At 42.1% G+C, this 13397-nt stretch carries 5 protein-coding genes; all 5 read left to right on the top strand.

Annotated elements, in window-relative coordinates; translation table 11 throughout:
- The first annotated feature begins 302 nt into the window (after positions 1 to 302).
- Entirely contained in the window at positions 303 to 3341 is a 3039-nt protein-coding gene (locus P0Y49_02015) for a TonB-dependent receptor (protein WEK21767.1), read from the top strand.
- An 11-nt stretch (positions 3342 to 3352) separates the two neighbouring features.
- Positions 3353 to 5329: a RagB/SusD family nutrient uptake outer membrane protein gene (locus tag P0Y49_02010; GenBank protein ID WEK19927.1), complete on the top strand. Its 1977-nt coding sequence runs from the start codon at positions 3353 to 3355 to the stop codon at positions 5327 to 5329.
- Between the two features lie 325 nt (positions 5330 to 5654).
- Positions 5655 to 7274, top strand: coding sequence for a histidine kinase (locus tag P0Y49_02005; protein WEK19926.1), 1620 nt, complete (start codon positions 5655 to 5657; stop codon positions 7272 to 7274).
- A 122-nt stretch (positions 7275 to 7396) separates the two neighbouring features.
- Positions 7397 to 10018 (top strand): zinc-dependent metalloprotease, encoded by a 2622-nt coding sequence (locus P0Y49_02000; protein ID WEK19925.1) that lies wholly within the window; start codon positions 7397 to 7399, stop codon positions 10016 to 10018.
- Positions 10019 to 10039: 21 nt separating this feature from the next.
- Complete coding sequence (locus P0Y49_01995; GenBank protein ID WEK19924.1) at positions 10040 to 13393, top strand: SusC/RagA family TonB-linked outer membrane protein; 3354 nt, start codon at positions 10040 to 10042, stop codon at positions 13391 to 13393.
- Positions 13394 to 13397 lie beyond the last annotated feature (4 nt).

Here is a 13397-nt window from a genome sequence, read left to right as displayed (position 1 = left end):
AACCTCCTTCATTTAGTACCATAAGATCAACTTAATGTTCTATAAAACCGGGTTTAAGAGAAATTTTTAAAAAAAATATGCAACCGATTGCATTATTAAAAATAATTCCTACTTTAGTATCATATTATGAACCAACCAGATGAATATCTGGAATAATAGATCTAATCAAATATTAACCTTGTATTAACCTAATTAAACGTAAGCTTATGCGAATGGCAGTTTACTCAACAAAAAAGGTAACTATCAACAGCGGGTCTCACTATAAAAGTACATGTGCTTTTATAGTTGCAGCCTTCCTGATGATGTTTTCCCTGTCGCTTTATGCGCAAAACATTAGGATCCGCGGAAAAGTGATCGACGATTCCGGCCTGCCCATACCCGGCGCCTCTGTTAAGGTGAAGAGCACCAAGAATGGCACGGTAACGAACAGTAGTGGTGAGTTCCAGCTTACTGCTCCGGGCAATGCAATACTGGAGATATCCTACATAGGCCACACCACCCAGGAAAAGTTGGTAAACAACCAAACCAATCTGGTGATCACAATGGTACCGGAAACAAAAAATCTGCATGATGTGGTCGTTATTGGTTACGGTACCCAGCGTAAAGAAGCAGTGACAGGTTCGGTCGCTTCAATTAGCGGTGCTAGCTTGAATGAAGTACCTGCACCCAACATCTCGCAGGCCCTACAGGGTCGCATTGCCGGTGTCGAACTCGTTCAGACTTCTTCAAAGCCCGGCGCAACAATGCAGATCAGAATCCGCGGCACACGTTCCATCAACGCTGAGAATGACCCCTTCATTGTGCTTGATGGAATACCATTCGGTGGCTCGATCGCCGATATCAACCCTGAGGATATCAAAACCCTTGACATCCTCAAAGATGCATCTGCAACTGCCATTTACGGTTCCAGAGGTGCTAATGGCGTAATCCTGATCACGACAAAAAAGGGTAACCGGAATCAGGATCCTCAGGTCACATACAGTGGTTATTATGGTGCCAAGAGTGTCATGAAGTATCCAATGATGCAAGCCAACGAATATATCGCCTTGCGGGCAAGAGCCGGATTGAATAAAACACCTGGTCTTGATGAGGACCCTACGGGCGCAACCAATACCGACTGGCAGAAACTTTTTTACCGTCCAGCAAGCGTACAGAACCATGATGTTAGCGTAGTTGGTGGTACCGCCAAAGGCAATTATAAATTTGGTGCAGGCTACTACCAGGATGAAGCCCCTATCCCGCTGTCTCAATATAGCCGTATCTCATTGCGTGGGGCACTTGATCAGGAGATTGGCAAATTGTTCCGTATAGGCTTTACAACCACAAATAACTATAGCATTACCGATGGCGCCAACTTAGGCATGTATGGTGTACTCAGCATGTCGCCGATCGCCAATCCTTTCAATGCCGATGGCAGCACCAAAAGAGTCGTTGCCATGCCGCAAGATGTTCAATGGGTCTATACTCGAAAAACGGTAGAAGACCTGGGCGACAAGTACGCCAATCGCTCGAAAGACTTCGGTTCCTATAACTCCTTATTCGGTGAAATGAAGATCCCTGGTGTGGACGGACTGAAATATCGCCTGAACCTTGGAGGTAACTTTCGCTCCGGTAATTCGGGCAGCTATACCGGTATCGGTGTTTTCAGTTCAGACATAAACAATCCTAATACCGCGTCGATCGGTAATTCAAGGACCACTCAATGGACAATGGAGAACCTCCTTACTTATGATAAGACCTTTGCCAAGAAACATAACATCAATGTCGTGGCCTTATATTCATCAGAGCAAACCAGTTACAACAGCTCTTCAATCGGACGAAAAAACCTGGCAGGCGATAGTTTCCAATATTTTAACTTGGGTGCGACCTCTACCGGCAATAATGATGACATTACAATTAATCCTGATAATCAAGGCTATTATGTAAGTGGCCTGATGTCATATATGGGACGTATCATGTACTCTTATGATGACCGTTATATGCTAAGTGCAACCTTCCGCAGTGACGCTTCTTCCAGATTGGCTCCAGGCCATAAATGGCACAGCTATCCGGCCGTATCTGTTGGTTGGAACATTGCCAAAGAATCATTCGTAAAAGACGTCAACTGGATCAATTCCCTGAAGCTACGTGCCGGCTATGGCCAGACTTCCAATCAATCTATAGCTCCTTACGCTACCCTTGGACAATTAAAAGTACGTCCCTACAACTTCGGAGCTACAAATGCTAATGGTTACTATGTATCACAACTTCCGAATCCACTGTTGGGCTGGGAATATTCCAAAACCAAAAACCTCGGCCTCGACTTTGCCTTATTCAACAACCGGTTGAGCGGCACTGTAGAAGGGTACATTACAGATACCAAAGACTTACTATTGGCTGTAGGGCTACCAGCAACATCCGGTGTAGGCTCTTATACCGGCAACGTTGGCTCTACCCAAAACAAGGGATTTGAAATCTCGCTGAACGGTACAATCATCAACAACAAAAACGGTTGGACCTGGGAAGCCGGTGTGAATCTTTACCGTAACGTCAATAAGATTGTTGCGCTGGCTTCCGGACGGACCCGTGACGAAATCAACTGGCTTTTTGTGGATCATCCGCTGAACGTAATTTATGACTTTCAAAAAGTCGGTATCTGGCAGGCAAATGAAACTGCCGCCGTGAAGCAATATGAAGGTAGCGGTGGTCAGGTCGGCATGATCAAAGTGCTGTACACCGGCGGTTACAATCCTGACGGTTCGCCTACCCGTCTCATTGGCTCAGATGACCGTCAGATCCTAAATGCGGATCCAAAATTCCAGGGTGGTTTCAATACCCGGGTCACTTACCACAACATCGACCTGACGGTTGTCGGTGCTTTTGTGAACGGTGGTATTCTTAACAGTACACTTTATGGTGCCAACGGTTATCTCAACCTGGAGGACGGCCGCCGTGGACAGATCAATATTGATTACTGGACACCGGATAACCCGAACGCCAAATTTCCTGACCCGAACGGACCCAAGAATAGCAACAACCCTAAATATGGCTCGACACTCGGCTATTTTGACGCATCTTACATGAAGATCCGCGCCTTTACACTGGGCTATTCCGTTGATGGAAAATGGATGCAAAAAATGGGAGTTAAAAAGCTTCGTGTTTATGCTACTGCCCAAAATCCATTTATCTTCTTCTCGCCTTATTACAAGCAGTCACATATGGATCCTGAACCTAATAGCTATGCAAATGACAGTGCCAATATGGCTGTGACCTATGGCGATGGACAGCGTAGGTTGCTGACAGTAGGCTACAATACACCTAACACACGCAACTACTTATTAGGCCTTAATGTAACATTTTAAAATATACGGCAATGAAAGTATATACTAAACTATTCAAATTATCAGTGCTTACTATATTTGCGCTGACCAGCTGCAAAAAGGTCCTGGATGAAAATCCACGTGGCATCTTTACGCCGGAGTACTTCAAAACACAAGCAGGTGTACAGGGCGGCATTACTTCCCTCTACGGCCACCTGCGCTTGATGTACGGTAACGGCTACTTCCTTAATTCCAACGAAATCAGCACGGATGAAGCGACCTGGGGTCAGAACTCTGACGGCAACGTCAGGAACCTTGACTTTTCCGGCGTTGGGACTATCGATCCCGCAACCAGTAACACGGGCGTCCTATGGGGCGCAGCATTCCCCAATATCAATACCGCTAGCGGTGTGATCGAGAATGGTGCAGCTGTGGGTGTTTCCGATGCACTGATTGCTGAAGCTAGATTTTTCAGGGCCTTCGATTATTTCCTGCTGGTTCAGACCTTTGGCGGAGTCCCCCTGGACCTTGGTGCCGGTGAATTAAAATTCAATACGTCAACCGTAAGGACTTCCAAACGCAATACCGTACCGGAAGTGTATACCAAAGGAATATTCCCCGATCTCCTGATAGCCATTGACCAATTGCCAGCTTCTGGCCGAGTGGTGGGCGGCGTTACAAAAACTGTTGCACGCCTATTTCTGGCAAAGGCCTATCTGACGTATGCCTGGTGGTTGCAAAATCCGAATAACATTCCTACCTACCCAAGTGCACAAAGAACTGACCCTGCAGGCCATGATGCAGCCTGGTATTTCCAACAGGCCTATGATGTAGCTGTAACCGCGATCCAAAATCCTGGGTCATCTGGCTTGCAACCAACATTCTATGATATAAGCATAGCAACCAACGACCGCAACAGTGAGACTATGTTGTATGCTGATCACACGCAAACCAGCAGTCTCTATAATGGTGGCGACCTGGGTTATAGCACCGGTGGTTTCAGTACCGATAGCTTCGCGCATTGGTTCTGGCAATGGAACTATACCAATATCCAGAGCAGTAAATCAAACACAAGCTGGACTCCTTATAATTCCGTACAGCGTGCGGCAGTTCAATCGTTAGGCCGTCCATGGACCATGCTAGCCCCTCCACAGGCTGTATTCAAGACAACCTTTGCGGATAAAACGAATGACTCACGTTATGATGGAACTTTCGTTACCCGTTATCGTAGCAATTTTAAAGAGGCCGGATTAAATGCCACTTACGTGTACAATGCTAATTTCTTGCCAGTGGCTAACAACGAGCCGATACTGACCTTCTTGCCTGCTGATGTAGGCGGTGTGGACTACTCGAATTCAACATTCAAGAGTACGGTTGGCGCGGGAGTTTTGCCTGCAAGAGCAGATTTTGTGATTGAGCCTAGTGCCTTTAGCCGTATTTGTTATCCGGGCAATTGGAAACTAGGCCCTTACCGCACAGACAATAATGGCGGTCTTGGGTCTCCAAACGGTAGTGTAACCCGCCCATTCCCTGTGGCTAAGTTCTCCGAACTATTCTTTATTGCAGCCGAAGCAGCAGTTAAAGGCGCTGTGACCAAAGCCGTTACCGGCGTCTATTCCAATGATGGAACGGCCCGAGGTTTGATCAATGTGATCCGCGCCCGCGCCGGCAAGTGGAGCTTTGACAACGGCAACAATGTCATTAAGATACAAGATAACAGCGTAGCTATGATCGCAGCTACTCCAGTTACCATTGATATCAACTATATCCTTGCCGAAAGAAGCCGTGAATACTTCGGTGAAGGCTATCGCTGGTTCGATTTGTCCCGCACGCAGAAGTGGATCGAACTCAGCAGTACCTTTGTCATCGCCGGTAAGACCAATGCTAACGATTGGAACGATCATACAGTCGGTACGTTCACCCGTACAATTACCCCGAACTATTATCTACGTCCCATCCCGCAATCACAGCTGGATGCTTTGGATATGACACCGGAGGAAAAGAAGAACTATCAAAATCCTGGTTATTAATTTCTATTGGTTGAGCAGGTGTGCCCCCTAAACGGATCATGCTCTCGGAGGGTGTCTTTTCAGACACCCTCTTTTTTTATAAAACAACTTTGAGAATATATATAGGAACCTGTATAAGACACGTTCCACATGCTCTTGGTATCAATCCGCAGTGAGTCCGCCATGAGTCCGCCTTTTTACTAGAAAAAGGCGGACTCATGGCGCTCTAATTGCATTAGGAAGGCGGAGTTACTATGAGCTTAAGTAAGGGGGCTAATACTACGATGTACATCAGTCCTACCATCTAAGTATCTGTTTGTCTTATTTTTTACATCTTTGTAAAATAATGAAATTTCCGATATACAGCTCAAGGTACTTTATTATCATAGGAATATTTATGTTTCTATGCTTTGCAGGGATATGGTTTTTCATGTCAGGTAAGCTGAGTAAACGCACAGAGCAGATTAGTATAGAGTTGGCTACTAAAATATACCAGCTAAAATCTAATATCATGCACAATGAATTTGAGGGATTTACAAAAGGAATTAACGATTCAGAAACCATTTTACCTGAAATTCATTCTAAAAACGATTTTATTGCTCATGAGAGAATGGTTGAAGCCCTCTTACTTAGTCACCCTAAAATAAATAAAGGCTGGTACGCCATCGCCAGTAAAAATGATACCATTTACAAAGCAATTCAAAAAAAAGGTAATGCATACAATCATACCCCTATTTTAAAAGATCAGAAAAACTGGGTTCAAAACCAGCTTCTTCATAAAGATACTACCGGCACTAATGGAGCACTGATTTCTGTAACAGATACCTTGCATTGGCTAATCGCCTCCAGGCATAAACTCGCAGACTCATCAGTACTGATGTTTGGTTTGGATATTAACCTTAAAGAACTTCAGCGTTACTTATGGAGTGTAGATACAGTAGGCCGAGCTTATGCATTTATTACTGATGAAAAGGGCTATTATGTAACCAACCCTGTTGAAAAACTAATAGGTACCAAAATGCTGGTCCCTGTAAGTCATTCTTCCGGAAAAACTTTACTTGCAGACAGCATTAGCAGTTATGAAATAGTAACTTCATCCTATTTACAACTTCCTGTGGTACGTTATTATACGCCTTTAAACATAGCCTCAATGAAATGGACAATGGTAATCGACACCCCTGTTCTGGCTGTAGACGAGGATGTAAAAATTATTGAAAAGTACATGATGATCATGTTCATTTCTGCGGCATTAATTATACTGCTACTGATTTCCTGGTCGCAGGCCAAATGGCAAAAGGAATTTATGCTTCGCCAACAATTGGAGATGAACAGGAAGGAATTATCACTTGAAAAACAAGCGCTAAGCCTTATTGCCGAACGCCAGCAAAAGGAAAATGCCTTGCTACAACTCAATACCCTTAAAGAAAAAGTAAACCCCCATTTTCTTTTCAATTCTTTAAGTTCATTGAATGCACTGATTGAGAAAGACCCTGAGCTTGCACAATCCTTTGTGGTAAAATTATCAAGGGTGTATCGATATGTGCTTGAGTCTTATCCTAATGGATTGGCCACCGTTGCCGAAGAACTCCGATTTGTAAATGAATACTTCTTTCTACTGAAGATAAGATTTGGCGATGCACTTGAACCTTTGGAATTGAGAATTTCTGATGTCCACCTTCAGGAGCACATCCCATTTATGAGTTTGCAAACCCTGATTGAAAATGCAGTAAAACACAATATGCTCTCGAAAGAGAAGCCGCTTAAGATCAATATTGAAAGTGTGGACGACTATATTGTAGTGACCAATAACCTCCAGTTGCGCAGTGATGTTAGAGACTCCAGCAAGCAAGGCTTAAACTATCTTCAAAGTACCTATGCCTATTTTGGCACAGGGCAGTTGAGGTATGGTGTGGAAGGCCAACTCTACAAATGTTATCTCCCGGTATTGCAACTCCCTGAAGCTTAACATAGGAATAACGCTCAATTAACATTTTTTTCACTCCCTAAAACTGCGCTTTCACACTACTAAAAGTGCCAGCCCACGCGGTATTGTTTCATAATACACAAACATTCAGGCATTTTAGATTTATGATTTTAAATAAGACTTCGCTTATAGCTTTATTTATTCTTATCTCAGGGATTGGTGTAAATGCGCAAACTTCTAAAAAACTTCCTAAAGCTGCAGTAAAAAAACTCAGCGCTGATTCGCTTAAAAAGAAAGCCGATCAGGATACGACTAAAAAAAACACATTAAAGGACTATAAATCCTTATTAAAGAAAGCAACAACTGTTAATGGTATATTCAAAGTACATCAGGTAGAAACAGATTACTATTTCGAGATTCCACTAAGACTGATGGATAAGGACTTTTTGGTAGTCAACAAAATTTCTTCGGTTCCTATGGCCATTAATGAGGCCGGCTTAAACAAAGGGATGAATTATGAGAATAAAGTTATTCGCTTTCATCCAAATAAGCTGGCAAAAACAGTTTGGGTAAAAACCATTGTTCCGCAAGTAGAATCCCCTGCAGGAGATGCCATTACCCAATCGGTAAAAGACAATTTCGTAGGTTCGGTAATTGAATCCTTTAAAATCGAAGCCTACTCACCCGATTCATCGGCAGTAGTGATTAAAGTAAATAAAGTATTTGATGGTACTGAAAAAAGCTTTAATGATGTATTTACTCTTATCGGTTTGGGCACAAGTCCAAAAACAGCGTTATCGGGCATTGAGCACATTAAAAGCTTCCCTGAAAATGTAGTGGTACGTTCATTATTGAGTACATCAGTAACAGAGGGACAAAGTAGCATTGCTATCAGTGTAGCAGTAACTACAAATATATTGTTGCTGCCTGAAGCACCTATGAAGCCTCGCTTTGCGGACAACAGAGTTGGCTATTTCACCACGCCAAGATGGTATTTTTCGGATACACAACAAAAACTGGAAACCAGGGAACTGATTACCAAATGGAGGCTAGAGCCTAAACCGGAAGACAGAGCACGTTACTTAAAAGGTGAGCTGGTGGAGCCGGCTAAGCCTATCGTGTTTTATATAGACCCCTCTACTCCAAAACAATGGAGACCGTATATCATTGACGGTATACACGATTGGCAGAAAGCATTTGAAGCTGCTGGTTTTAAAAATGCCATTCAAGCTAAATTGGTTACAGATTCAGCCGATTTTGATGGCGATGATGTTCGCTATTCTGTAGTTACTTATGCTGCATCACCAAAATCAAATGCAATGGGCCCTGCAGTAGTAGATCCTCGTTCAGGTGAAATTCTGGAATCAGATGTGATCTGGTGGCACAACGTGATGACTTCATTACAATACTGGATGCGCGTACAAACGGGCATTATTGATACCGGAGCAAGAAAAAACAACTTTAGTGTGGAACAAATGGGTCATGCTATCCGCTTTGTGTCCTCACATGAAATTGGTCATACTTTGGGTTTAAAACACAATATGGGTGCTTCGGTAGCTTACCCTGTTGATTCATTACGTTCTCCAAGTTACACAGCTAAAATGGGTGGAACAGCGCCTTCTATTATGGATTATGCGCGTTTTAACTACGTAGCTCAACCTGAAGATCACGTAACCAACATTACTCCGCAAATTGGCGTATATGATAAATATGCCATTGCATGGGGATACAGATGGTTAGATACTCAAGACCCACGCAAAGAGCTGGAAACACAAAAAGAGTGGATCAAAGCACATCAGAACGATCCCTTGTACCATTATGGTGAGCAACAAAGTGTGGTAGTAGATCCAAGAGCACAATCTGAAGACCTGGGCGATAATGCCATGAAAGCCAGTGAATATGGCTTAAAAAATCTGCAACGCTTGGTTCCTCAAATTTTAAACTGGGCGGCTGAACCTGGAGATTCTTATTACCAGGCAGGTAAACTTTATATGGCTACAGTATGGCAATGGAATACCTATGCAGATCATGTAATGGCTAACATTGGTGGCTATTACCTGGAAAACCCTGTAGCTGGTGATGGCAAAAAAGCCTATACCCCGGTACCTAAAGCCATACAGGAAGAAGCAATGAACTACCTGAAAAAAGAGTTGTTCAACCTCCCACAATGGTTGTTTAATCCACCCCTGTTGTCTAGCACTTTTGCCATTAAGGATACCCCTCTTGGACCTTTTGAATATGGACCTTATAACCTAAAACGTGAACAACAATCCTCATTGATGTACAATTTATTGGCAGATGATCGTTTATTAAGGTTATTAGAGATGGAATCCATTTATGGAAAAGATGACGTATATACAGTTTCGCAACTGCTGAGAGAGATTAGGGAGACAACATTTAAACAGACGCTAAAAGGTAAATCACTATCGCTTGAGGAGCGAATGACCCAACAAAACTATGTAGATGTTTTGCTTGTAAGTGCTGACAAGCTAATGGAAAAGGTAAGTAAAAAAGCCCTTCAACCCTTAGTAAAAAGCAATTTACCTGAATTGTGTGACCTTACCCCTCGTGCTTTTAAAGACAATACAGCTGTTAAAGGTGATGAACTTAGAAATATTCATGTAAGTTCTATGACCAGGGTTTCTGATGTGGCCTCGGCAAAAAGAGCTGAACTGATGAAGATCCTAAATCTGCTAGAAAAGAATAAAAACAGCGGTGATGAAGAGACAAGGAACCATTACATGGACCTTATGCTAAGAATACGTCAAAACTTAAAAATCAATTAAACCATCAATAAATAAGTACAAATGAATAAAATTTTATTATTTTTTCTGCTGCTCTCACTTGGCCTTAAAGGCTATAGCCAGGAACAAACCACAGTTACCGGAACGGTGCTGTCGGAAGACGACGGCAAACCCATCCCCGGAGCTTCAGTTTTCGTGGATAAATCCGGAATTGGTGAGCAGTCGAGCCCAGGCGTGATACAGAACACTGTTATTGGCGCAATGACGGATATGGATGGCCATTTTACTTTAAAGGTTCCTGCCGGAACTACTTATTTAAAAGTGAGCTATCTGGGTTACAATACAGCAATGGTAAATATTACCAACAAAACTAAGATTACGGTTTCTTTAACCAACGACAACAAGGTGTTGAGCGAGGTGATTGTAAACGGTTATACGGATATTTCTAAACGTAAGAACACGACCTCTATTGCGAAAGTTGACTATGACAAAATACGTCAGACTGGTGTTGCCGGTATTGACCAAATGTTAGAAGGACAGGTTGCTGGTGTTGCTGTTGGAAACCTTACTGGTGGTCCCGGTGCTGCGCCGCAGATCAGAATCCGTGGTACAGTTTCCTTAAACGGTTCACAAGATCCGTTATGGGTATTGGACGGCCTGCCTTTAGACGGTACCAATTTGCCAAATACCATTGAAAAAGACAATATTGATCAATTGCGCAACTTACCTATTGCAGGTTTAAACCCTGATGATATCGCCGACATCACGATCCTTAAAGATGCTGCAGCTACTGCCATTTATGGCGCCAGAGCAGCGAATGGTGTAATTGTTATTACTACCAAAAAAGGAAAGAAAGGACCGATGGCTATCAATTTCTCTGCAAATACATTTATTTCAGAGCGTCCAGACTTATCGAAGCTTAACCTGATGAATGCTACTGAAAAAGTGGACTTTGAATTGGGCATGGCTAATCGTACAGACTTAGACTACAGAGCCGGTAACGGTGAAATAGCCAGAATTTTGAAAAAAAACGGTGAATTGAATAAATACAGAACCGGTGGTTTTTCTGCTTTGAATTCTTCAACTCAGGAAGCGATCAATGCTTTAAGAGCAGATGGAACAGATTGGGGTAAAGAAATTTATCAAAATGCCATTAACCAGCAATATACTTTAGGTTTATCAGGTGGTAGCGACCAGGCTACTTATTATTTCTCTGGCGGTTATTACAATGAAAAAGGAACGACTAAACAAACCGGTTTAGAGCGTTACAACATGACCTTGAAAACTGATTTTAACATCTCTCAGAAGTTGAAAGCAGGGGCAGCAGTTTTTGGTTCAAAAACGACCCGTTCAAATTATCTGGCAGATGTTGATGCATTTACCAACCTTAGTACTTATACAAGGAATGTCAATCCTTACCAAACCGTGAGAAATGCAACTGGCGGTTTTAACTACGATCCTGATATTTTTGGTAACCGTGGTGGCGATGCCTATATTCCTTTTAATGCGGTTGAAGAACGTGAAAACACACGTTATACTTTAGATAACAAGAGCCTAAAAGCAATCTTGGACCTGAGCTATCAGATCCATAAAAATTTGAATCTTCGTACGGAATTGGGTCTTCAATTTGAAGATACTGGCATAGAGAAATTTGGTGGACAAGATTCCTATTATACGCGTAAATACAGACAGAAGTATGAGCTTTGGAACTCCAGCACCAAAAAATATGAATCTTTTATCCCTCAGGGAGGAACGATTTACAATCAAAATGCAAATAGTTTCCAATACAACTGGAAAACAATTTTAGAGTATAAAAAGGTTTTTGCTGAAAAGCATGAAATTGAGGCCCTTGCAGGAACGGAATTCAGAAGAACTAATAATGAAGCCATCTCAACAAGAGCTTTTGGTTTTAACGAACGTACCTTAACTAGTAAAGGAGTTATTTATCCAGACCAAGGTTATGCCAACGCAAGTGATTTGATTCCTTATAAAAAAGAGTTTGTTGAAAATGCTTATGCTTCTTTTTATAGTACCTTATCTTATACTTACGACAGAAAATATACCGCTTATGGTAGTATTCGTTATGATGGATCTGACTTATTCGGTGTAGACCCTAAATACAGATATTTACCTATTTATTCCTTGTCTGGTGCATGGAATGCTAGTGAAGAGCAATTTATCAAAAATATCTCCTGGATCTCGAGCCTACGTGTTCGTACTTCATACGGTTTACAAGGAAACATAGATAAAAGTACTTCTCCTTTTGTAGTAGGAACTTATACCAACACCGGTATTCTTCCAGGTCCAACACAGCCAACTATTGGAGTAACTAGTCCGCCGAACAATAAGTTGAGATGGGAAAAAACTTCTACTTTCAATGCGGGTGTTGACTTTGGAATATTCAAAAATGCTGTTCAGGTAACTTTTGATTATTACAACCGTTTCAGTAAAGATTTAATCGGTGTTGAAGAGTTACAACAAGAAAATGGTTTTGATTTTACCAGCTCTAACTTCTCTCAATTGAGAAATAAAGGATTAGAGTTGACCATTTCTACAAGAAACCTCAATACAGCTAACTTCTCATGGTCAACTGATTTCAATATTGCCCATAACAAAAGTAAGGTAATCAGAGAAAAGGTTCGTCCCAATCAGTTTATGCCGTCTAAGGAAGGCTATCCTGTAAATGGAATCTGGGTTATTAAAACGGATGGATTAGACAAAGACGGTCTTCCTATATTTGTTAGAGATGGCAAGAAGCTTTCTTTGGAAGAGTTTTACGGATTATATGATCCAAATGCCGATGTGGAATGGTTAGCAGGTTATGCTGTAAATAGCAAATACACAGGTAAAGCATTCCAGGATCTATATACTTATGCAGGTGATGGCGATGCACAGTTTATAGGTGGTTTGACCAACCGTTTCCGTTATTCGAATTTCGATTTATCGATCTCTGCACTTTTCAATATCAATAAATTAGTGAGAACTACGCCAACTTATAATCCTTCACAAGTAGATCGTGGAAGGAATTATTCAAGAGATATTCTTAATGCCTGGTCTCCAACAAATACAGGCAGTACCTTACCTGGAATTTATGGCAGAGATAGCTTTAATGGTGATAGATGGATGGCTTATAGCTGGCAGGATGGCAATGACCCAGCTTATAGCTACCAAGCCCTGGATATTTTCGTGAAAAATATGAGCTATGTACGTATCAACAGCATCCGTTTAGGATACACTATGCCAGCAGCAATCGCTGGGAAAGTAAAAGCAAATAGCTTGAGAATTAGCCTGGAGGCAAGAAATCCTTTCGTAATCGGTACAGATTACAAAGGTTATTTTGATCCGGAAACTTATGGTAACATCTATGCACAGCCGATCACGAGAAGTATTTCTGTTGGTCTAAACGCAACTTTTTAATTCA

The organism is Candidatus Pedobacter colombiensis, assembly GCA_029202485.1.
GTDB classification, from domain to species: domain Bacteria; phylum Bacteroidota; class Bacteroidia; order Sphingobacteriales; family Sphingobacteriaceae; genus Pedobacter; species Pedobacter colombiensis.
The sequence above is the reverse complement of the archived record's forward strand: the minus strand, read 5'-3'. Positions and strand labels throughout refer to the sequence as shown.

Coding starts and splice junctions, on each gene's coding strand:
- P0Y49_02015 (WEK21767.1), top strand. CDS start 303: ATGTTTTCCCTGTCGCTTTATGCGCAAAACATTAGGATCCGCGGAAAA.
- P0Y49_02010 (WEK19927.1), top strand. CDS start 3,353: ATGAAAGTATATACTAAACTATTCAAATTATCAGTGCTTACTATATTT.
- P0Y49_02005 (WEK19926.1), top strand. CDS start 5,655: ATGAAATTTCCGATATACAGCTCAAGGTACTTTATTATCATAGGAATA.
- P0Y49_02000 (WEK19925.1), top strand. CDS start 7,397: ATGATTTTAAATAAGACTTCGCTTATAGCTTTATTTATTCTTATCTCA.
- P0Y49_01995 (WEK19924.1), top strand. CDS start 10,040: ATGAATAAAATTTTATTATTTTTTCTGCTGCTCTCACTTGGCCTTAAA.